The organism is Gracilibacillus sp. JCM 18966 (assembly GCF_055392695.1).
In genome coordinates this window covers 3570917-3591712 of the sequence record NZ_AP043883.1, presented here as the reverse complement: position 1 = coordinate 3591712, position 20796 = coordinate 3570917, and the positions used below count along the sequence as shown (strand labels likewise).

The window sequence follows — 20796 nt, the reverse complement described above, 5'->3', positions numbered from 1 at the left end:
ATGCTAGTACATTATAAATGTCCTAGTTGTGGCTCAGATATGGCATTTGACAGTGAAACAGGCCATTTGAGCTGTGACAGCTGTGGAAGAGAAGAGCATATTGATACATATGATGATATTTATATAGAAAGATCGTTCGAGGAAGATGAAGCCAAAGAGTACCAGTGTGAAAACTGTGGTGCAGTTGTATTAACAGACAAGGATACTACGGCAACCTCCTGCAGCTTCTGTGGTGCTGGGGTAGTGCTTGCAGACAGGTTGTCAGGGGATTTAGCACCTGTTAAAGTTATACCGTTTACTATAAGTAAGGAAGAGGCAATGGAGGCTTTTAGAAAATGGTGTAAAAACGGAAGATTAACCCCAAAAGGTTTTATGACTGCAGATCGAGTGAAAGGCATCACTGGTATGTATGTTCCATTTTGGATGTATGATTTAGACAATGATGTTGAGGTAAAGGCGACGGCAACAAAAGTTAATACTTATACACGTGGAGAATATCGCTATACAGAAACCCATTATTACAGGGTAGAACGAGATATTGATGTTAGCTATCTAAAGGTACCAGTTGATGCTTCTGAAAAATTAGATGATACTTTAATGGATAAGCTGGAACCTTATCATTACGAGGAATTAAAAGCATTTAAAACACCTTATTTAGCTGGATATTTAGCTGAAAAATATAATTACACAGATAAAGAATTATTTGGTAGAGTTAAAGATAAAATAAAAACATTTATAGATTCCTATATTTCCTCAACCATTACAGGATATTCTTCTGTTGATTACCACCAGAAAAATATTCGCACAACGCAAAGAAATAGTTACTATGTATTATTGCCAGTTTGGATGGTTTACTATGATTTTGATAAACAAGAGCATACATTTGCAATGAATGGACAAACGGGTAAAATTGTTGGTAAACCACCACTTAGCTATCAAAAGGCGGCGATCTGGTTTGCAAGTATTGCTGGCGGATCATTTGTCGTTTTAAAAACGATTGCGTTACTGTTAGGTGGTGATCTAATATGAGAATAAGTAAAAAAGGTCTAATATCTATTCTGTTTTTAATACTGTTCTCCTTTTTAACAATTCCTGTCAATGCGGAAGAACAGTATATTTATGATGAAGCAGATCTATTTAATGCTGAGGAACAAGAGGAATTGGAGAAGCTTGCGAAACAATACAGTGAAGAAAATGAGTTATCATTCCTTGTTTTAACAGAGGATGAACTTGGTGGAAGAGACGTAGTACAATACACAGAGGATTTCTATGATGAAAATGCACCAGGATATGATAAAAAACATGGAAATACGGTTATTCTTACTATCAATATGAACAAAAGTGAGGTTTACTTATCTGGCTTTGGAGATAAACAGAAATATCTTTCTGATTCGAGATTAGATGAAATAAGAGAAAAAATTACGCCATATCTTAGTGCAGACAACTTCTTAGAAGCAACCAAGCAATTTTTTAGTGAGGTGCCAGTTTACCTTGGAGTAAATCCGATCATTAGTCCTGATAGTATTTTTCTAAAAACTTGGTTTCAGTTATTGCTTGCTGTTTTAATTGGAGCAGTTATTGTAGGTGCAATGATCTTTAATATGGGTGGTCGTGTTACAGTGAAGCATGAAACCTATGTCGATCCGAAAAACTCTCGAGTGGTAAACAGGAAAGATGTATATTTGCGAAAAACAGTTTCTAAGACGAAAATCCAGAAAAACAATAGCAGTGGTAATGGTGGTGGAGGGGTGACTAGTGGTGGTCACTCTCATACAGGAAGTCGTGGAGGCTTTTAATAGAACAATAGAAAGGAAAGGTGTTATACATGTTTGATTTTTTTAAGGGGCAACTTTCAGATTTCATTGAATGGAATGAATTCCGTGAGGATATGATTTTTTGGAAATGGAATAATGATGAAGTAAAAAAAGGAAGTAAACTGATTATTCGTCCTGGCCAGGATGCCATCTTTTTTGATCAAGGGAAAATTGAAGGTGTCTTCAAGGACGAAGGAGAATATGAAATCGAATCCGAAATTGTTCCTTTTCTGTCTACATTAAAAGGCTTCAAATTTGGTTTTAATAGTGGCATGCGTGTAGAGGTGCTTTTTGTTAATACAAAAGAGTTTACGGTGAAGTGGGGAACGAAAAGTGCAATAAATATTCCAACACAGCAATTACCTGGCGGAATGCCAATTAGAGCGAACGGAACATTTCAATTCAAAGTAACAGACTATGTCAAATTAATCGATAATATAGCTGGAGTAAAAGATAATTATCTAGTGGAGGACATTCGTCTAAGAATAACTAGTATTCTAGATCAGTTATTAATGAAGTGGATTACAAAAGAAGGAAAAGATATGTTTAACCTGCAAGCTAATTCCTTTGAAATAGGCAAAGGAATTCAAGAAGATTTAGATATGCAAATAAATAGTGATGGATTTGAAATTACTCGTTTTACTATTATGAGCTTTAATTATCCAAAAGAAATTCAAGATATGATTACTAAATCTGCATCTCATAGTATGATTGGTGATATGAATCGTTATAAAGAGGTAGCATTCACTGATGCGATTTCAGAAGGTAAATCAGAAGGTGGTAATACCGCAACAGACATGGCAGGTATGATGATGGGGATGAACATGGCACAGGAAATGGTCAAAGGGATGAATCAAAATAATTCAAGCACACCACAATCATCTCCCGCTAATAATGGAAATAACGCGATCCCTAATTTTTGCCCCAATTGTGGTAATAAAACAAGTGGCATGAATTTCTGCGGTAATTGTGGCCATAAATTGGCATAATCGAAGAAACATACATTTATAACAGGCTCTCCTTATGGTGGACAGATTGAAAAATAAAATCTGTACCTACCTTAGGGAGAGTTTTTTGAATCGAAAAAAGTTAACATGAAATGAAACAATTACTGAATATAGCTAGTCTAGTTCGAGGTTGGGTTGCTCTAAACCACTGTAAACAGAGGATGAAGATAATAACAATGTCAATGATATCTCCTCCATAATACATGACCATGCCCCCAAGTTCTGCTTGATTTATGGTTACATGGTTAGGTGGATGTGCATAGATGTATTTTGATAGAATACCGTGTCCAGTTAAGGCAACACATAATACAATCGCGCGATACAAAAAAGGAACACGATGGGGCATTGGATCGATATAGAACATGGATATTGTAAATAAATAGCCAGCTAAGAAAACATGGACATGCACTATTAGGTGCAATAGAAAATAATCATGCATAAGCGAGTATAGACTAGTAGTATATAACAACCAGAGTCCTCCTATATTCAGAACGGAAGCAATAATCGGGTTGGTAAGCATTCGCGAGAGTCTACTTCTTAGCATTTTGGAAAGTCTTCTTGCTATGGGAACCGTGAGTGTTCTTAGCATAAGTGTCATCGGTGCAGCAAGCGCCATCAGCAATGGGGCAAGCATGCCTAAAAACAAGTGACCAAACATGTGGGCTGTAAAATCTACAAGTGCACGGTTAGCTAAAGGGCCTGCAACGGAAATAATTGCGAAAAGAACGCCAAATATCCAACAAACAGTGCGATATAACGGCCAACGCTTGTGACGCCGGTTGGAGACTATGACAGCCAAGATATACATAACCAAAGTTAAAACAAACGGTAGCGCTAATAATATTTGAGGTATCAACTGCTCTTGAGTAAAGAAGTAAGCTCCATCGATATGAAGAATGTAGTTATTGAGGTTCATCTGAAACCTCCTTCGCCTGTTGTTTATTACTTTTAATGAGACTGAGTCCTATTACGATCATTACAACAGCTAGCACATTCCATATCATGTCATAGATGATGACATTCTCCACATAACGAATCTGATGTATCCGCATCAATTTGTGTTGAATAATGCCATCATATAACTGGAACCCACCTGCTCCGATCAATACTCCTCCCCACCACTTAGTGATCCATAGTCCGTTCCGCCTTCGAAGATCAGCATAGATAAACAAGCCACCAATAGTCGCAAACCAACTAAAAGCATGAAAAAAACCGTCGGAAATCAGTCCAATATCGGTTGTGGATTTGTCATAAAAGTGATGCCACCGTAATAGTTGATGAAAAATTGTTTCATCTAAAAAAGCCACAATACCGATTCCAAATAAAATTCCAGCCCACAGGTTACGATTTGAGTAATAAAACCGATTGTCGTTTTCGTTTTTAATAGCCATTTTATACTCCTTTATTACTTTATTATCTTATATAAGTGTTTCCTCTATCTACAACCTGTAAACAACTGATAAATAGGATCGACCCAATTATTTTTGCTGTACTATAGAGCTTCCGAATGGCTAAATAGTAATTGTCATAAATAGAAACTAGTGAGCAAGGTATACTTGGATTAGAATGGCAATGGAGAGATTTTGAAGAATATTTGTTCTAATAAAGAAATAAACGATTTGAAGGAATTATCTTTTTAAATACTGAATGGGTTATATAGAAGGTTATAACAGAGGGGATAAAAAGAAAACGTTTGGTTAAAAGGGGAGGGGGTTAACCACTCCCCATCAAAGAACCTTTTTTAACAAGCTTTTAAATGCTCGTAGTAAGAGCTTTAAGTGATAGCTATTACCTTATTGGTCACATGCTATAGTATTATCTGGAATGAAGAATGGATCGCCTTTATTAATGTGATCATAGAACATCACTCCATTCAAATGATCAAGCTCATGTTGAAACACAATTGCAGCATAGCCTTTTAGTTTTAATTTAACTTCATTTCCATTTAAGTCAGTTGCTTTTAATGTGATCTTTTGATAACGAGGCACATAACCTGGTACTTCTCTATCAACTGATAGACATCCTTCACCATTGGATAAATAGGTCTTTGCTACAGAATGGCTGACGATTTTAGGATTAAATAAACCATAGCTATATTCAGCTCCATCGAAATCCTGAAAATGGACAGCAAACATTCTTTTAGAAATTCCGATTTGTGGTGCTGCAAGCCCCACTCCTGGACGTAAATCATATTTTTTTGCTAATTCTTCATCTTGGCTATTTTTTAAGAATTCAAGCATGGATTCCAAGATATTCTTTTCTTCTGCTGTTGGAGGAAGCTCTACATCGGATGCTACTTTTCTGAGGATGGGATCTCCCTCGCGTATAATATCCTTCATTGTTATCAATTATAACACCTCTTTACATTTCATCTTATCCTATATAATACATAATGTCAGGAAAAAAATATAGAAAAACAAACAGTAATCACTTGTGATTTCAATAAATAATCACCAGAAAGTAATTTTTTTGGAAACTATTTATGTTATAATAATATAGTTGTAATTAGAGGAGAAGAATTGTTAAAAGGAGTTTTAGTAGATGAAAAAAATATCATTTTTATTCATTTTGGCTGCATGTATACTTGTTGCTTGTAGTGGGGATTCAGTTGCGAATAAAATGTATGAGCATTTGGAAAAATCAGTAGAATTAGAGCAGCCTTTTGCAGAACAACAAGAATCGTTTGCAGATTTAGAAGAGAAAGAACAAGAAGTTTATAATCAAATCATTGAACTTTCCTCAGACCAGATGGACGAAATTACAGACTTAAGTGAGCAGGCAATTACGAATATTAATAAAAGAAGAGAGCTATTAAAAAAAGAAAAAGAAAGCATTGATGCAGGAGAAAAGGAATTCTCTAAAGCAAAAGAATTGGTCAAGGATTTAGAGGATGACCTTCAAGGAACGGCAGAGAAAATGGTGAAAGCTATGGAGGAAAGATATGCTAGCTATGAAAATTTAAATAAAGCTTATCAATCCTCATTAGATGAAGATCAGAAGCTATATGAACTATTTACAAAGGAAGAATTGACCGAAGAGGAATTGCGAAGCCAAATAGATAAAGTAAATCAAACGTATGAAGAAGTAATTCAATTAAATGAAACCTTTAATAAACAGACAGATACATATAATGAATTAAAAAAGCAATTTTATGAAGAAACGGAAATGAATGTTGTGTATGAATAAGCCTTCGAGTTAACTCGAAGGTTTTTTTGCACATTTTGGAATTTTTAAATTCAGTAGAGAAAAATTTTGCCGAAGCTATGATTTATACTCCAAAGTATTGAAAGAAATAGGATGTTTTTTAGTGCAGCAATGTAAGCGGATACTAAAAAATTGCTTATATCGCCTTTATTTTGCACGAATATAATAGTACAGATATAATTTAATAATGAAACAGTTTTAAAAAAGTGAGATACTTTTTTCAGTTAACGAAACATAGAAAAACACAAAAAAATTATATTAATTGTTGCAAAGTGTTTGACCAACTTCGTTCAATAGGCTAAACTATACATGAATAAAAATTGTACCAATTTGATTTTTTAAATCATATGTAACAGATGTTCTTGACCCAAAATTGATTAGTAGTAACGATAGCGGGTAAAGCAATAATGATGACTTTGGTACAGATTTTTTAATCTTTTGGGAAAGCTATTTTTGATAAATTACATTTTGGGGTTATAGAAAGGAAGAGGTGAATCTTTTTGAAGCGTACAGTCGAAAATATCGAAGAACAATTTGAAACGTTTCAAATTCTGAATGAAGAAGGTAAAGTTGTTAACGAAGATGCAATGCCTGATTTATCAGATGAAGAATTAAAAGAACTTATGTATCGAATGGTTTACACTAGAATCCTTGATCAACGTTCTATTGCGTTGAATCGTCAAGGTCGTTTAGGCTTCTACGCACCTACTGCTGGACAAGAAGCATCACAATTAGGTACCCAATTCGCTCTTGAAAAAGAGGATTTTATATTGCCAGGATATCGTGACGTACCACAATTAATTTGGCATGGGCTGCCACTTTATCAAGCATTTTTATTCTCTCGTGGACACTATCATGGTAATCAAATGCCTGAAGGTGTTAATGCATTAAGTCCACAAATCATTATTGGTGCACAGTATACACAAGCTGCTGGTGTAGCAATAGGAATGAAAAAACGTGGGGCAAAATCAGTTGCGATAACTTATACGGGTGATGGTGGTACATCACAAGGTGATTTCTACGAAGGAATTAATTTTGCCGGGGCTTATCAAGCACCAGCGATTTTTGTTGTACAAAATAACCGTTTTGCAATTTCTGTGCCTGTCGAAAAACAATCCGCTGCTAAGACATTAGCTCAAAAAGCAGTTGCAGCTGGCATTGATGGTATTCAAGTTGACGGAATGGACGTTCTAGCTGTTTATGCTGCTACGAAAGAAGCTAGAGAACGTGCGGTAAACGGTGAAGGCCCAACATTGATAGAGACTTTAACTTATCGCTATGGTCCACACACAATGGCTGGGGATGATCCAACACGCTATCGTACGGAAGATATGGACAACGAATGGGAGAAGAAGGATCCAATCGTTCGTTTCCGTAAGTTCCTTGAGGAAAAAGGATTATGGTCAGAAGAGGAAGAAAACAAAGTAATTGAAAAAGCAAAAGAAGAAATCAAAGCTGCGATTAAGAAAACAGATGAACAGCCTAAACAAAAGGTATCTGATTTAATCAATAATATGTACGAAGAGCTTCCAGCACACTTGAAGGAACAATTAGAAGAATATGAAGCAAAGGAGTCGAAGTAAACGATGGCTCAAATGACAATGATTCAAGCAATTACTGATGCTTTACGAGTTGAACTTAAAAATGATGAAAATGTATTAGTGTTTGGAGAAGATGTTGGTCAAAACGGTGGGGTTTTCCGTGCTACAGAAGGTCTACAAAAAGAATTTGGCGAAGAACGTGTATTTGATACACCACTTGCAGAATCAGGAATTGCCGGAATTTCGATTGGTTTAGCAACACAAGGCTACCGTCCTGTTCCTGAAATTCAATTCTTCGGCTTTGTTTATGAAGCAATGGATGCTATCAATGGCCAAATGGCACGTTTGCGTTATCGTTCTGGAAATACGATGAATGCTCCTATTACGATTCGTTCACCATTTGGTGGTGGGGTTCATACACCTGAGCTTCATGCGGATTCTCTTGAAGGCTTGGTAGCACAACAACCTGGTTTAAAAGTTGTCATACCATCTTCACCATATGATGCGAAAGGTTTATTAATTTCTTCTATTAGAGATAATGACCCAGTAGTATTCTTGGAACACATGAAGTTATATCGTTCCTTCCGTGAAGAAGTGCCTGAGGAAGATTATACAATCGAATTAGGAAAAGCTCAGGTGAAACGCGAAGGTACTGACGTAACATTAGTTGCATATGGAGCAATGGTTCATTCTGCATTGAAAGCAGCAGAAGAACTAGAAAAAGACGGAATTCAAGCGGAAGTTATCGATTTACGCACAGTCATGCCAATCGATTTTGAAACAATTGTGCAATCCGTCGAGAAAACAAACCGTATGGTAATGGTGCAAGAAGCACAAAGACAAGCAGGATTAGCGTCCTATATTGTATCAAATGTACAAGAACGTGCAATCCTACATTTAGAAGCTCCGATTTTGACAGTAGCTGCACCAGATACTGTATATGCTTTTACACAAGCAGAAGAAGTATGGCTTCCAAATTATAATGATATTATCGAAAAAGCAAACAAAGTCATCAATTTCTAATGAATTAATACTGGACGGGAGGTCAATAGAATGGCTTTTGAATTTAAATTACCTGATATTGGAGAAGGTATCCATGAAGGTGAGATCGTAAAATGGTTTGTTAAAGCTGGCGAAGAAATTAAAGAAGATGATGTGCTATGTGAAGTGCAAAATGACAAAGCCGTTGTCGAAATTCCATCACCAGTGGACGGCACCGTGAAGGAAGTACATTTTGAAGAAGGATCTGTCGCTACAGTTGGTGAAACAATTATTACTATTGATGCAGAAGGCTATGAGGGTGAAGAAGGTTCTGCTGAAGAATCAAAACCAGATGAACCAAAAGAGGAAAAGCCTGAGCAACAAGAGGAAAAGAAAGAAGAATCACCAGATACTGAAGCGTCTAGTAAGGATCCAAATAATCGAGTAATTGCAATGCCATCTGTGCGAAAATATGCACGTGATAACAATGTTAACATTGCAGAAGTTTCTGGAACAGGAAAAAATAATCGTGTTTTAAAAGAAGACATTGACGCCTTCATTAATGGTGATCAAAAAGCAGAAGCATCTGCAGATCAACCAAAAGAGGAAGCAAAAGCAACAACAACACCAGCTGCTAAGCCTGAAGGTGAATATCCAGAAACACGTGAGAAAATGAGTGGAATTCGTAAAGCAATTGCTAATGCGATGGTTAATTCTAAGCACAAAGCTCCACATGTTACATTACATGATGAAGTTGATGTTACAGCACTTGTTGCTCACCGCAAAAAATTCAAGCCTGTTGCAGCAGAGCAAGAAATTAAGTTAACTTACTTACCATACGTAGTAAAAGCCTTAGTTTCTGCATTATCTAAATACCCAATCTTAAATGCTTCCATTGATGATGACACTGATGAGATTGTGCAAAAGCATTATTACAATATTGGAATTGCTGCAGATACAGAGAAAGGTTTACTAGTACCAGTTGTTAAGAATGCTGATGCTAAATCTATCTTCAGTATTTCTAAAGAAATCAATGAGCTCGCAGTTAAAGCAAGAGAAGGAAAACTTGCTCCAAATGAAATGAAGGGTGCTTCTTGTACTATTTCTAATATCGGTTCTGCAGGTGGACAGTGGTTTACTCCAGTAATTAACTATCCAGAAGCTGCCATTCTCGGAATAGGTCGTATAGCAGAGAAGCCTGTTGTAAGAGACGGCGAAATTGTTGTTGCACCTGTTTTAGCATTATCATTAAGCTTTGATCATCGAATCGTTGATGGTGCAACAGCACAATTAGCATTAAATCAAATTAAACGTTTACTTGAAGACCCACAATTAATTATGATGGAGGGGTAATAATGGTTGTTGGAGATTTCCCAATTGAACTAGATACGTTAGTAGTTGGAGCGGGACCAGGAGGATACGTTGCAGCAATTCGTGCAGCACAAACTGGTCAAAAGGTTACTGTAGTAGAAAAAGGCAATGTTGGTGGAGTTTGTCTAAATGTAGGCTGTATCCCATCCAAAGCGCTAATCCAAGCAGGACACCGTGCTGAATATGCTCAAGGTGATGAAACAATGGGCATCAAAACAGAGAATGTTTCCGTTGATTTTTCCAAAGTACAAGAATGGAAAGGCTCTGTTGTTAAAAAATTAACTGGTGGAGTGGAATCACTTCTTAAAGGTAACAAGGTAGACATTGTAAAAGGTGAAGTGTACTTTGTTGATAAAAATACAGCAAAGGTAATGGATGACAAAAATTCTCAAACTTATACCTTCAAAAACTGCATTATTGCAACAGGTTCTACACCAATTGAATTACCAACATTCAAGTTCTCTGATCGTGTGCTAGATTCTACTGGAGCATTGAATTTAAAAGAAGTACCGAAAAAATTAGTCGTTATTGGTGGCGGATATGTAGGTACCGAATTAGGTTCAGCTTATGCAAGCTTTGGAACAGAAGTAACCATTATTGAAGGTTTAAAAGATATCTTAAATGGTTTTGAAAAGCAAATGAGTGCACTTGTGAAGAAGAAATTGAAGAAAAAAGGTGCAACAATTATTACAAGTGCCACAGCTAAAGGGGTAGAAGAAACCGATAATGGTGTGAAAGTTACTTATGAAGCAAAAGGAAAAGAAGAAACAATTGAAGCAGATTATGTATTAGTAACCGTTGGACGTCGCCCTAACACAGCTGAAATAGGCCTTGAACAAGTTGGAATTGAAATGACTGAAAAAGGACTTATTAAAATCGATAAGCAATGTCGCACAAATGTAGAAAATATTTATGCAATTGGTGATATTGTGGAAGGTCCACCGCTTGCGCATAAAGCTTCTTATGAAGGTAAAATTGCTGCGGAAGCCATTGCTGGTGAAAATGCAGAAATTGACTACAATGCGATTCCTGCTGTTGTATTCTCTGATCCAGAATTAGCATCAGTTGGCTATACAGAGGAAGAAGCAAAAGAAGCAGGTTATGATGTGGTAGCATCTAAATTCCCATTTGCAGCAAATGGTCGAGCACTCTCGTTAAATGCTGGGGATGGTTTTATGAAGCTAATCACTCGTAAAGAGGATGGTTTAATCATCGGTGGTCAAATTGCAGGTCCAAATGCTAGTGATATGGTTTCTGAAATTGGTCTAGCAATTGAGGCAGGCATGACAGCTGAAGATTTAGCTTTAACCATTCATGCTCACCCAACACTAGGTGAAATTACGATGGAAGCTGCTGAAGTAGCAATTGGTTCACCAATTCATATCGTAAAATAAATGGATAAGAGTCTGCCTAGCAGACTCTTTTTTCTAGTCGTTTATGTAAATTCTTGTAAAGTGAGGGATCTTTATGAAAAAGGGAATCTTTTTAGCTATAATCGTATTTGTTTTGATGCTTCTTTGTAGCTGTAGTAATGAAAATAAATCGTCTGAAAAGGAACAAGATAATATAGCTTCTTCAAACGAAGAGGTAATGGATAAAACAGAAGAAAACAACAAAGATGAACAGGATCCACCTGTAAAGTCAGATTCTGCTCAGGACTCAGTAGAAGAGTCTAATCACCTTGTTCAAAAAGAACCACTATACATAATAAATGATGTTTGGTTTCTAGAGCCAATTAAGGAAGGAACAAACGAAAAGGTCGTTCTTTTGACGATTGATGATGCACCAGATGACCATGCACTAGAAATGGCAAAAACCTTAAGTGAATTAGAAGCACCTGCGATTTTTTTTGTGAATGGCCATTTCCTTGAAACAGAAAAGAAAAAGAATACTTTAAAACAAATTCACGAGATGGGATTCGCAATTGGGAATCACACGTTTAATCATCAAAATTTAACAGAAGTAGATGAAGAAATACAAAGAGAAGAAATATTATCACTCAATGCTCTAATTAATGAAATTATTGGAGAAAAACCACAATTTTTCCGAGCGCCAAATGGTGCCAACACAGACTTTGTGAAGAACTTAGTTGAAAAAGAAGGAATGCTTTTAATGAACTGGAGCTATGGATATGATTGGGTAAGTGAATACCAGTCAAAGCAGGCAATAACAGAGATTATGTTAAATGCTCCAGAGTTAAGAAATGGTGCAAATCTATTAATGCATGACAGACCTTGGACTGCCGAAGCACTCGCTGATATTGTAAAAGGCTTAAGGGATAAAGGATATGAAATAGCTGATCCTGCCACTATAAAAACTCCTTAACGTCCTATCACTTCATAAATCAAGAGCTGTAGAAAACTACAGCTCTATTTAAATGCTTTATGCTCTTTTAAAACTCTTATCATTTGCAAGCTTTCGTCCTGAAGACCTTGAACAGGTAAATTCGACTGTAAATTATGATAAATATATTGTAGGTTTTCTTCAGATATAATTTCACCAGGTATAAATATAGGTATTCCTGGAGGATATATCATAATCGATTCAGCACTGATTCTACCAGCGGAGTTCTTCAAAGGTATGACTTCATATTCCGCATAAAACGCCTCTCTAGGACTTACTGCTAAAATTGGAATATCGGGAACTTGTGCTTTTACAGTTGTATCGTTTGCTGAAGAATAATGTGTGTCCACTAAATGATTTAAAGCTGAAAGAAGGTACTTCATATCCTCTAGGTTGTCAGCAGGTGTAATAATACACAAAAGATTGTACATATCCGATAATTCCACTTCGATTTGATAATTCAAGCGTAGCCATATCTCTGCTTCATGCCCAGTAATTCCTAAATTTTTGACAGAGATAATAATCTTGGTTGGATCGTAATCAAAGGTCGCCTCTGTTCCAAGTAAGTCACTGCCAGGGCAATAGAGAGTAGGTATCTTATTTATTTCCTTTCTAAGATATCTGGCATTTTCGATTGTTTCAGATAATAAAGACATCCCATTTTGTACTAAGTACCTACGGGCAATATCTAATGAAGCAAGCAATATATAGGAAGTGGAAGTGGTAGTGAGCATAGACATGACTGTTTGGACTCTTTCATGATTAATCAAACCATCCTTCACATTTAAGACAGAGCTTTGTGTTAAAGATCCACCTAATTTATGGACACTTGTTGCTGCCATATCTGCTCCTGCTTGCATTGCCGATAATGGAAGCCTTTCATGAAAATGAATATGCACCCCATGTGCTTCATCTACTAGTACAGGGATCTGGTATTGATGGACAATTTCTACGATTTTTTTTAGGTCAGCAGCAATGCCGAAATAAGTTGGATTAATTACTAATACAGCCTTTGCGTCTGGGTGTGCTTCTAATGCATTTTGAACAGCGTTCGGTGTGATCCCGTGTGAAATTCCTAATTTATGGTCAAGCTCGGGATGAATAAATATCGGTACAGCTCCAGAAAATATAATAGCAGAAGAAACGGACTTATGAATATTTCTTGGTACTATGATCTTATCACCAGGCAAACAAACACTCATAATCATCGTCATAATAGCACCACTTGTACCTTGTACAGAAAAATAAGTATGATCCGCTCCGAAAGCTTCTGCAGCTAACTCTTGTGCCTCTTTTATAATATGACGAGGATGATGTAGGTCATCTAATGGCTCAATATTTATTAAATCAAGTGATAACGTATTCTCACCCAGGAATTTGCGAAATTTGGGATCCATCCCTTTTCCTTGTTTATGACCTGGGATATGAAAAGCGCGTGGATTTTTCTCTATATGTGCTTTTAAACCACTGAATAGTGGTGTTTCATTTTGGGTTAACATCTATGATTGTTGCTCCTTTTACACGGAAAAATAATAAAACAAAATGTATTATAGCAAATTGATCGTGCAATAGCTAGCTTTTATGATAAATTTATGAATTATGCTAAAATAGGAATAGATATAGTGGAACTGTAAAAAATTCTATGAAAACTAAATGGGATGGAAATAAAGTTCCAGATAATAAGGTGAAGTTGTAGATTATAATTTAAAATGGTTGGGAATTCAAGAAGAAAAAAATTAGCACCAGAGAGTGGAGATAAACGAGGCCGTGTCAAATAAACCAGTGCTTTTACTACACTGGCTACTGTGACCTGCTCTGCTGTCGGCCGCCACCCTTGACTTTGTTTGCGGTCGTGGTAGTGATTCCGTTGGCGGATGGCAAAAATAAAGCCTATACGGCTCCCATCCGCCTGTCTAGCGTACCACGACCGATCCCTTCTAAGCTCCAATGGCCGGGGCCCCGTCCCCAACCATTGATCCCTAAGAAGGGGCACGACAGTCAAGGGCAAGCAGTTTCACGGTGGCTAAGTGATTAGCCGTACGGTTGTAGGTTAAGCAGATGTCTTTTCTGCCAAGAAGTCCTCCGCTAACGCCAGTAGTTGTACCCATTTACCAGGCATGAACTGGATATTAGCTAATTCAGGAAGCGTCACAGGTACCTTTTGCTCCAATGAGGCATGAGGACGTAAAAAGTTAAAATAAGCCACAAATAAGGTGACAAAAGATACGGATCCAGCTTCTGAACCAAACCCAGTCGTAGGACGATAGTTGCCTTTGAACGTACGGTTTAAGCGCTCAATGATTTGTTTTAACGGTCGATACTCTTTTGACACCGGATCTTCATTGGTTAAGCCAATCACACGAGTGATATCAAAGTGGATGTCATGTTGCGCAAAGTAATGCTGTGCCAAGATGTAAATAGGATTACCATCTACTACAAAGTTCAAGTTGTCAGGGAGTTTATCTTTCTCACCAAACTTTTGTAAGACATCATCTATCGCGCGAACAGCGACTTCTGTATCACGATGCGGCGATACAGGATAAGCTAGGATGAGCTTTTTCACCGCATCAAAGAAAAAGACAAGATAATGCCAGCGCCCTTTGACACGGATGTAGGTTTCATCGCCACAAAAGCTGTTTGATAGCTGATAAGGATAATGGTCGACAAAGGGTTTCATCCGAAGTGCCACACTGTTTATGTAGTTAAGAATCGTTTGGTGGGAGACCTTCACCCCATGGATATCGTACATCATGGCAGCTGTTTTGCGGGCACCGATCCCGTAATTGACATAATACGTTAAGATCAATCCTAAAACGTGTGGAGAAGCGTGAATACGAGACAAATCCACTTTCGGTTGCACGGGAGATGTAGCTGCCATCGGCTGGAAATCAAAACGAAAAGCACGAAAGAGATACCGCACCTTAAATGCTTGCGGATCTTCTTTAAAACGTTGCTTCTCTTCTTTGGTCATATGGCGTAAGTTACGTTGATAAAAAGAACAACCGTTGTTTTTACATTTGTAAATATCAAAATCTTTACGTTCTTTAATGCGTTCTAGCACGTAAGAACAATGGGGACATTTAAGGATAGCTTCTTTCGCAAAACGATTCTTTTGATTAAATAAACAATCACACACCTTACACAAATACTGTCCTTTGTCTCCATTATTGGCATAAAGGTAATCAGAAGGAGCTGTACATTTTGGGCAGGTGAGCGTCGCTGGAACTTTCACCACACTATTTTTCCGGCGGGCGACTGGCTTTAATACCTTGCCATATTGAAGGTGGTACGCCTTCAATAATTGTTGAAAATCTAGTTTTTCCAGCTTTTCGATGATGGGCATCTCATCGACTTGTAATTTTCGATAAGGTTGATTGAGAGGTTCATCATAAGCTGGTCGAGCAATAGATTTACCTAACACCATGCCTAGTAAAGCATAAATAATTCGTTCTTGATACTTGATATATTGAAGTAAATAGTATATAAATTGAGGTAACAACTTGTCACAACCTTTCTTAGGGATTTTGAGTGTGTGGTTACCTCATAAATACCCTATTTTGAAGGGGGTGGCAAGTTTTTTTGTGTAAAAAGTTATTAAATCAAGCTTAAAAGCTATTTGGGTAAGAAATATTTTGACAATACGGATATAGTTAAAGAGGTGTTTTTATGAATTATAGTTATCCACTTAATGAAAGTTGGTCAACAGAGGAAATTATTGATGTTGTTAATTATTATTCCATTATTGAAAAAGTCTATGAAAAAGGTGTAGCGAAACAGGATTTGATGCTTGCTTATCATCGCTTTAAACAAATTGTTCCATCAAAATCGGAAGAGAAGCAATTAGATCGACAATTTGAAAAGCAATCAGGTTATGTCCCGTTTCGCGTCATAAAAAAGGCGAAGACATTGGAGCAGCATGAGATCGTTAATTTATAGCAGAGATGACTTGTATAGCGGAGCTAATGTTTGAATAATGTCTTTCACTTCTTGAATAAATACCTTTCCGTCTCTTAAAATCGGGTCATCTGCTTTAAATTGTCGTCCAATTAAAAATTCACCTTTTTTCACATTCTGAAATCTTTGCAGGGCCTTTTCTAAATTTATGTGTTTTAATGATTCTGCTTTGTTTTCCATGTGGTCGAGAGAGACTTGGTAATCTACTGGTACGGTGCTTTTTATATCATCTATTTCATCCAAAAATTTCTTGGCAATTTCACTTTTGTGTGGTAATTCATAGATATAGGCTAACCAAACAAAAACATGATCATGCCACAATCCAACTTGAAAATGTGGGTGTTTTTTGTAGCCTCTCTTATTATGTGCATAAGCTGACCAAGTGTCTTTTGGCGGATTAACTGTTCTACGAGCATGTCGGGCTATATGAAGGTACATATCTTGGCCAACCGTTTCTTCTAGGTCAGAAATAATTTCTTCACTGATCTGTTTGAATTTCGGTTGAATTCGCTTTTGGATGGCTTCCATTCTTTCATCTAGTCCCTCTATAGTAAATGTATCAAAATCCTTTGCTTCGAAACCTGAAAAAGTCATATCTGTCACCTTCCTGATTAATTTAACATAATTATAATTTTATATTAATTCTAATTTGATTGCAACTAATACTGTTCTATTTTCAATTTTTCCGAATTTTTGCTAAAATAGAAGCTACTGATATTTTGGAACGGAGGAAATGCAATGAATGATGCCATCCGAGAAGAGCTACTAATCAATACAAAGAAATGGATATACCAAGCTGGAGATAACATTCGTGAACAAATGGAGCAAGCCTTCAAAATCGATACAAAATCAAATGCAAATGATCTCGTAACAGATGTTGATAGAGCTACTGAGCAATTTTTTGTGGAGAACATAAAAGCCAATTACCCAGATCATAAGTTAATAGGAGAAGAGGGTTATGGTGATAAGGTGGAATCACTTGATGGCATTGTATGGATTATAGATCCAATTGATGGCACGATGAATTTTGTTCACCAAAAAAGAAATTTTGCTATTTCTATTGGGATTTATCATGATGGTATTGGTGAAATTGGTCTCATTTATAATGTAATGGATGATGTGCTTTATACCGCTGTTAAAGGACAAGGGGCTTACCGAAATGATACTAGACTAAAACCGCTGAATGATGAGGTTCGTTTAGAAACAAGTATTATTGCCATGAACAGTATAATAGCTTGTGAAAATAAACGCATCAATGAAAAGAAAATACAACAGCTGATTATTGATAGTAGGGGAACGAGATCCTATGGTTCAGCGGCGCTAGAGTTTGCTTTTCTTGCAGAAGGGATTATAGATGCATATTTAACGATGCAGCTCGCGCCTTGGGATTTTGCAGCAGGATTTATCTTAGTTAATGAGGTAGGCGGCATTACCGTTCAGGCAAACGGTAATCCAATAGATTTACTGCATAATAATACAATTTTAACCTGTAATAAACAGATATACGAACGTTTGATGAATGATTACATTGAATTAAAATAAGGCAAATTATATTGTACATAAAGAATTCGAATTAGATCATATCCTGATGAACTAATTCGAATTTTCTTTAACTTTAAGCATTTGTTTTTTTCTTTTGGGCTATACCATATCCCATTAGCAAAAAGCCGAGAATAATGGATCCAACAATAACCCAAATATTTCTTAGGGCAATTCCAACCCCTGCTGCAGAGAAAGATAGGATAACAAATATTGCTAAAAATAATTTTGACCATTGAATCGTAGACAATTTCGACACACCAACCTTAACAATATTCTCATTTTACTAGCATATCATATTCTTATTTAGTATGATAGAGATTATGGAGAGAAATAATGGAGGTTAACAATGAAGACGGATATGGTTATCGAAGTACCTAACAATCTTTGGCCAATTGCAGACTTTTTTATGAGAGATTTAGGGACAGAAGTAAATATGGCCAATGATGAAGAGATGGGCCTTTTAATTAGAGGATTTTTCTTTTTATACTTAACTGTTGTCGTATTCGCAATTATTGCATATAAGTTCGGATTTGCGAAGAAACTATCACCTTTAAAATCATTGATCATTTATATACTACTGTTTATTGGAATGTTCTTCTTAACGCTGATCTTTGGTCTTAATTTACCATTAGCAGAAAGTTTATTTATAATAGCGATTGTGATGGGAGTTTATCGTTTAAGACTCCATCAAGAGCGGAAACATCAACCACAAAATGATCATTAATCCATCTTAATGTACGACTTGAAAAAGCCTGGGACTCCCAGGCTTTTTCTATTTTAGCTATAGCTATCTTTAAGAGAGAAATTCATCCTTTACCTTTTTATTTTGGTATAGACGAAAATTTCCTGATTGTTTTCTTGTTTTTGTCTTTTTTGTAATTCGCTCATGACATGATGGGCACATATACGTATGAATTAATCTATTTCTAAGCTTTTTTGCTTGTGGGCAGTCATTATCGATTCGATTGATTTTATCACAGATGACACATTTTACCCTCATTCAATCACCTCTGGTCACTTTTATAAAACTTTCTTTTTTTATTGTAACATATTTTGTCAGACCTAAAATGTTTTAGTTAGTTTTGATAGGGTATATAACTTATAACAGAAGGTAAGGAGAGGGTGAGAGAAATGAATAAAAAAATCACAAGTGCACTCGGTGGAGCAGCTGTTGTCACATTATCCTATGCGTTGATGGGAAAATCGAGAAGGGCTCAAATAAAAAATAAATTCCAAAAAATATCTGATTCTCTAAGAAAGAAGGATACAGATTTGCCGATTAATTCTGCAGGACATCCAGAGGATTCTAGCTTAGAAAATGCAGAAATGGTTTCTGAAGGTTCCCAATATGGTGTAAACTATTACAATAAAGCAAAACAATAAGAAAGGAAAAAGGATCGTTAGCATTAACGATCCTTTTGATGATTAGATTGCTCATCTGTAATATTTTCTAATTCCTGATCTTTTTCTTCGTCCATTTTTTGCTTATTTTGATCTATTTTTTCGGACTGTTTTTCGTTCAATGGAATTTCAGGAATTAATCGACCAGTAATATTGGATAATTCCTCAGTAATTGCCTCAATTGGATGGCCCTGCTGTATTTTATCTCCAATTCCTTTCAATCTTTCATGCATATCTGGATCTGCAACAATAATAGCATTTTCTCCGTATGGATCATGCTGTATAGCTTCTAGCACCGAAAATTTAATGGAGCCTACCTCGGAGCGATCAAGGTCTTCATTTACGTCAATACTTATGATTACGCCGCGATTAGTGATGAGTGCTGTTGCGTCATTGACATCGGGCACTTGACTTGCCACATTTGCTAGGTATTTCGCTTTATCTTGGTTACTCATATTTTCTTGTTGAGCTGGATCAGAATTTTGTAGCTGTACCGTTCCTAAATCATTTTGTTCATTCGTTTGACTTTCCTGTTGTTGCTGACCACAGGCTACCATAAAAAATAAAACGAAAGCAATTGTTATATATTTCACCATAAAAAATAACCTCCTCTTTATATGAATATTTTTCGTTTTATGTTTGAAAATATACATACACTTTTAGAGAAGGTTGTCAGATGATAATGGCTTTTTAGTTAAAAGCTGTAGATACGTTATATTAAATATTATAGTATGTGGATGACTTTAAGTCCTTTTATGGGAGCCTCTTGATTAGACCCATCACCGAATAGGAAATAGGCAGGTCCATTTTCTTTAATTTGTTTACCTTCGATCGAGAATAGAAGCAAGCCAGAATTCAGTTGATCAATCGTAATATCGATGACTTCTTCTGATGTTTCTAATTGAACAGATTCAGTTTCCTCATTTATTTCTGCATTACCAATAAAATCGTATATTGGCATTACATAAGATCTATGTAATAATTCATCTTTATTATATTTCTTAATACTATTGTGCACTTGTGGCTTGATCCGATTACTATCTTGTCCAGAAAATTCTTCCTCATTTTTTTCTATAACCTTATCCTTGAACGCATCTTCTAACAGAATTTTTCGATCATCAAAAATCCAAACACTAGGGTCCAATGTAATTGGATATTTTACATTTCCCTTAATTTGTATAATCAAATTTATCACCCCTATATAAGAATAGCAGAGTGGAATAAAAAATGCATGAATGTGAATTAATAGAATAGAATATTAGTAAACAACCTTGTATTATCTTGCAATTTTCCTTTATTCACGATAATATAAAGTATAGAAGTAAGTTTTTGACGGAGGGGATTTTTTTGATACCTGATGTGGCGGTTAGTAAAGAAGAGCAGGCATATGCACTTCTAAAGGCTGATGCAGATAAAATTTTACAGTTGATCAAAGTTCAAATAGATAATTTAACGATGCCGCAATGTCCTCTATACGAAGAAGTATTAGATACACAAATGTTTGGTTTGTCTAGAGAAATTGATTTTGCCGTTAGACTTAATCTAATAGATGAAAAAGACGGAAAAGAATTGCTTGAGAATCTAGAGAGACAATTGAATGTATTGCATGAAGCATCACAAAAAGTATAATATTTTTAA

At 36.2% G+C, this 20796-nt stretch carries 24 protein-coding genes; 14 read left to right on the top strand and 10 right to left on the bottom strand.

What is annotated here, in order from left to right:
• Genes ACZ5N5_RS17500 through ACZ5N5_RS17490 form a run of 3 tightly spaced genes read left to right on the top strand, consistent with a single transcriptional unit; the run spans window position 1 to window position 2803 of the window.
• Entirely contained in the window at window positions 1-1029 is a 1029-nt protein-coding gene (locus ACZ5N5_RS17500) for a TFIIB-type zinc ribbon-containing protein (protein WP_054788640.1), read from the top strand.
• Complete coding sequence (locus ACZ5N5_RS17495; RefSeq protein ID WP_277678689.1) at window positions 1026-1796, top strand: TPM domain-containing protein; 771 nt, start codon at window positions 1026-1028, stop codon at window positions 1794-1796. The genes ACZ5N5_RS17500 and ACZ5N5_RS17495 overlap by 4 nt, the downstream gene beginning before the upstream one ends.
• 29 nt (window positions 1797-1825) lie before the next feature.
• Window positions 1826-2803, top strand: coding sequence for an SPFH domain-containing protein (locus ACZ5N5_RS17490; RefSeq protein WP_464372840.1), 978 nt, complete (start codon window positions 1826-1828; stop codon window positions 2801-2803).
• Between the two features lie 100 nt (window positions 2804-2903).
• Here the strand turns inward: ACZ5N5_RS17490 and ACZ5N5_RS17485 are convergent, their stop codons facing one another.
• The 3 genes from ACZ5N5_RS17485 to def form a co-directional block, all read right to left on the bottom strand.
• Entirely contained in the window at window positions 2904-3737 is an 834-nt protein-coding gene (locus ACZ5N5_RS17485) for a cytochrome c oxidase assembly protein (RefSeq protein WP_464372839.1), read from the bottom strand.
• The gene (locus ACZ5N5_RS17480) at window positions 3724-4212 is read right to left on the bottom strand and encodes a DUF2243 domain-containing protein (RefSeq protein ID WP_277678690.1); all 489 of its coding nucleotides are present in this window, start codon (window positions 4210-4212) and stop codon (window positions 3724-3726) included. Before ACZ5N5_RS17480 ends, ACZ5N5_RS17485 begins: the two co-directional genes overlap by 14 nt.
• Before the next feature lie 402 nt (window positions 4213-4614).
• Window positions 4615-5169: a peptide deformylase gene (def, locus tag ACZ5N5_RS17475; protein ID WP_109984521.1), complete on the bottom strand. Its 555-nt coding sequence runs from the start codon at window positions 5167-5169 to the stop codon at window positions 4615-4617.
• 193 nt (window positions 5170-5362) lie between these two features.
• On the opposite strand from def, the gene ACZ5N5_RS17470 reads away from it, so the two are divergent.
• The 6 genes from ACZ5N5_RS17470 (at window position 5363) to ACZ5N5_RS17445 (ending at window position 12243) form a co-directional block, all read left to right on the top strand.
• Window positions 5363-6007 (top strand): YkyA family protein, encoded by a 645-nt coding sequence (locus tag ACZ5N5_RS17470; RefSeq protein ID WP_464372838.1) that lies wholly within the window; start codon window positions 5363-5365, stop codon window positions 6005-6007.
• A 518-nt stretch (window positions 6008-6525) separates the two neighbouring features.
• The gene (pdhA, locus tag ACZ5N5_RS17465; protein WP_054788637.1) at window positions 6526-7608 is read left to right on the top strand and encodes a pyruvate dehydrogenase (acetyl-transferring) E1 component subunit alpha; all 1083 of its coding nucleotides are present in this window, start codon (window positions 6526-6528) and stop codon (window positions 7606-7608) included.
• Window positions 7609-7611: 3 nt separating this feature from the next.
• Window positions 7612-8589: an alpha-ketoacid dehydrogenase subunit beta gene (locus tag ACZ5N5_RS17460; protein WP_054788638.1), complete on the top strand. Its 978-nt coding sequence runs from the start codon at window positions 7612-7614 to the stop codon at window positions 8587-8589.
• 30 nt (window positions 8590-8619) lie between these two features.
• Window positions 8620-9900 carry a dihydrolipoamide acetyltransferase family protein gene (locus tag ACZ5N5_RS17455; protein ID WP_109984518.1) on the top strand — a complete coding sequence of 427 codons (1281 nt, stop codon included), beginning with the start codon at window positions 8620-8622 and terminating at the stop codon, window positions 9898-9900.
• 2 nt (window positions 9901-9902) lie between these two features.
• Entirely contained in the window at window positions 9903-11312 is a 1410-nt protein-coding gene (gene lpdA, locus ACZ5N5_RS17450) for a dihydrolipoyl dehydrogenase (protein WP_054859572.1), read from the top strand.
• A gap of 73 nt (window positions 11313-11385) precedes the next feature.
• Entirely contained in the window at window positions 11386-12243 is an 858-nt protein-coding gene (locus ACZ5N5_RS17445) for a polysaccharide deacetylase family protein (RefSeq protein WP_464372837.1), read from the top strand.
• A gap of 44 nt (window positions 12244-12287) precedes the next feature.
• Here ACZ5N5_RS17445 and ACZ5N5_RS17440 read toward each other — a convergent pair whose 3' ends face one another.
• Window positions 12288-13760, bottom strand: a complete 1473-nt coding sequence (locus tag ACZ5N5_RS17440) for an aminotransferase class I/II-fold pyridoxal phosphate-dependent enzyme (protein WP_054788639.1) — start codon at window positions 13758-13760, stop codon at window positions 12288-12290.
• Between the two features lie 551 nt (window positions 13761-14311).
• Complete coding sequence (locus ACZ5N5_RS17435) at window positions 14312-15760, bottom strand: IS6 family transposase (RefSeq protein WP_464372423.1); 1449 nt, start codon at window positions 15758-15760, stop codon at window positions 14312-14314.
• Between the two features lie 167 nt (window positions 15761-15927).
• On the opposite strand from ACZ5N5_RS17435, the gene ACZ5N5_RS17430 reads away from it, so the two are divergent.
• Window positions 15928-16197 (top strand): UPF0223 family protein, encoded by a 270-nt coding sequence (locus ACZ5N5_RS17430; protein WP_054787620.1) that lies wholly within the window; start codon window positions 15928-15930, stop codon window positions 16195-16197.
• Here ACZ5N5_RS17430 and ACZ5N5_RS17425 read toward each other — a convergent pair.
• Complete coding sequence (locus ACZ5N5_RS17425) at window positions 16192-16809, bottom strand: DUF1054 domain-containing protein (RefSeq protein ID WP_464372836.1); 618 nt, start codon at window positions 16807-16809, stop codon at window positions 16192-16194. The genes ACZ5N5_RS17430 and ACZ5N5_RS17425 overlap by 6 nt on opposite strands.
• Window positions 16810-16953: 144 nt before the next feature.
• On the opposite strand from ACZ5N5_RS17425, the gene ACZ5N5_RS17420 reads away from it, so the two are divergent.
• On the top strand, window positions 16954-17757 hold the full coding sequence (locus ACZ5N5_RS17420) for an inositol monophosphatase family protein (RefSeq protein ID WP_109984515.1): 804 nt from the start codon (window positions 16954-16956) through the stop codon (window positions 17755-17757).
• Window positions 17758-17830: 73 nt separating this feature from the next.
• On the opposite strand, the gene ACZ5N5_RS17415 is transcribed toward ACZ5N5_RS17420, so the two are convergent.
• On the bottom strand, window positions 17831-18004 hold the full coding sequence (locus ACZ5N5_RS17415; RefSeq protein WP_245902313.1) for a DUF5325 family protein: 174 nt from the start codon (window positions 18002-18004) through the stop codon (window positions 17831-17833).
• A 99-nt stretch (window positions 18005-18103) separates the two neighbouring features.
• Between ACZ5N5_RS17415 and ACZ5N5_RS17410 the strand changes: the two genes are divergently transcribed.
• On the top strand, window positions 18104-18481 hold the full coding sequence (locus ACZ5N5_RS17410) for a YlaH-like family protein (RefSeq protein ID WP_109984514.1): 378 nt from the start codon (window positions 18104-18106) through the stop codon (window positions 18479-18481).
• A gap of 69 nt (window positions 18482-18550) precedes the next feature.
• Here ACZ5N5_RS17410 and ACZ5N5_RS17405 read toward each other — a convergent pair whose 3' ends face one another.
• Complete coding sequence (locus ACZ5N5_RS17405; protein WP_109984513.1) at window positions 18551-18757, bottom strand: YlaI family protein; 207 nt, start codon at window positions 18755-18757, stop codon at window positions 18551-18553.
• 131 nt (window positions 18758-18888) lie between these two features.
• Between ACZ5N5_RS17405 and ACZ5N5_RS17400 the strand changes: the two genes are divergently transcribed.
• The gene (locus ACZ5N5_RS17400) at window positions 18889-19140 is read left to right on the top strand and encodes a hypothetical protein (RefSeq protein WP_109984512.1); all 252 of its coding nucleotides are present in this window, start codon (window positions 18889-18891) and stop codon (window positions 19138-19140) included.
• A 23-nt stretch (window positions 19141-19163) separates the two neighbouring features.
• Here ACZ5N5_RS17400 and ACZ5N5_RS17395 read toward each other — a convergent pair whose 3' ends face one another.
• On the bottom strand, window positions 19164-19754 hold the full coding sequence (locus ACZ5N5_RS17395) for a YhcN/YlaJ family sporulation lipoprotein (RefSeq protein ID WP_109984511.1): 591 nt from the start codon (window positions 19752-19754) through the stop codon (window positions 19164-19166).
• A 128-nt stretch (window positions 19755-19882) separates the two neighbouring features.
• Window positions 19883-20344: a hypothetical protein gene (locus ACZ5N5_RS17390; RefSeq protein WP_464372835.1), complete on the bottom strand. Its 462-nt coding sequence runs from the start codon at window positions 20342-20344 to the stop codon at window positions 19883-19885.
• A 161-nt stretch (window positions 20345-20505) separates the two neighbouring features.
• Here ACZ5N5_RS17390 and ACZ5N5_RS17385 point away from each other — a divergent pair, with 161 nt between their 5' ends.
• The gene (locus ACZ5N5_RS17385) at window positions 20506-20787 is read left to right on the top strand and encodes an Fpa/YlaN family protein (protein ID WP_054859567.1); all 282 of its coding nucleotides are present in this window, start codon (window positions 20506-20508) and stop codon (window positions 20785-20787) included.
• Window positions 20788-20796: the final 9 nt, after the last annotated feature.

Bases quoted from the DNA above. Each gene is read 5' to 3' on its own strand.
- ACZ5N5_RS17395 (WP_109984511.1), bottom strand. From the start codon at position 19,754: ATGGTGAAATATATAACAATTGCTTTCGTTTTATTTTTTATGGTAGCC.
- ACZ5N5_RS17480 (WP_277678690.1), bottom strand. From the start codon at position 4,212: ATGGCTATTAAAAACGAAAACGACAATCGGTTTTATTACTCAAATCGT.
- ACZ5N5_RS17405 (WP_109984513.1), bottom strand. From the start codon at position 18,757: ATGAGGGTAAAATGTGTCATCTGTGATAAAATCAATCGAATCGATAAT.
- lpdA (WP_054859572.1), top strand. From the start codon at position 9,903: ATGGTTGTTGGAGATTTCCCAATTGAACTAGATACGTTAGTAGTTGGA.
- ACZ5N5_RS17420 (WP_109984515.1), top strand. From the start codon at position 16,954: ATGAATGATGCCATCCGAGAAGAGCTACTAATCAATACAAAGAAATGG.
- ACZ5N5_RS17425 (WP_464372836.1), bottom strand. From the start codon at position 16,809: ATGACTTTTTCAGGTTTCGAAGCAAAGGATTTTGATACATTTACTATA.
- ACZ5N5_RS17410 (WP_109984514.1), top strand. From the start codon at position 18,104: ATGAAGACGGATATGGTTATCGAAGTACCTAACAATCTTTGGCCAATT.
- ACZ5N5_RS17445 (WP_464372837.1), top strand. From the start codon at position 11,386: ATGAAAAAGGGAATCTTTTTAGCTATAATCGTATTTGTTTTGATGCTT.
- ACZ5N5_RS17455 (WP_109984518.1), top strand. From the start codon at position 8,620: ATGGCTTTTGAATTTAAATTACCTGATATTGGAGAAGGTATCCATGAA.
- ACZ5N5_RS17495 (WP_277678689.1), top strand. From the start codon at position 1,026: ATGAGAATAAGTAAAAAAGGTCTAATATCTATTCTGTTTTTAATACTG.
- ACZ5N5_RS17500 (WP_054788640.1), top strand. From the start codon at position 1: ATGCTAGTACATTATAAATGTCCTAGTTGTGGCTCAGATATGGCATTT.
- ACZ5N5_RS17485 (WP_464372839.1), bottom strand. From the start codon at position 3,737: ATGAACCTCAATAACTACATTCTTCATATCGATGGAGCTTACTTCTTT.
- ACZ5N5_RS17440 (WP_054788639.1), bottom strand. From the start codon at position 13,760: ATGTTAACCCAAAATGAAACACCACTATTCAGTGGTTTAAAAGCACAT.
- ACZ5N5_RS17490 (WP_464372840.1), top strand. From the start codon at position 1,826: ATGTTTGATTTTTTTAAGGGGCAACTTTCAGATTTCATTGAATGGAAT.
- ACZ5N5_RS17470 (WP_464372838.1), top strand. From the start codon at position 5,363: ATGAAAAAAATATCATTTTTATTCATTTTGGCTGCATGTATACTTGTT.
- ACZ5N5_RS17400 (WP_109984512.1), top strand. From the start codon at position 18,889: ATGAATAAAAAAATCACAAGTGCACTCGGTGGAGCAGCTGTTGTCACA.
- ACZ5N5_RS17460 (WP_054788638.1), top strand. From the start codon at position 7,612: ATGGCTCAAATGACAATGATTCAAGCAATTACTGATGCTTTACGAGTT.
- ACZ5N5_RS17430 (WP_054787620.1), top strand. From the start codon at position 15,928: ATGAATTATAGTTATCCACTTAATGAAAGTTGGTCAACAGAGGAAATT.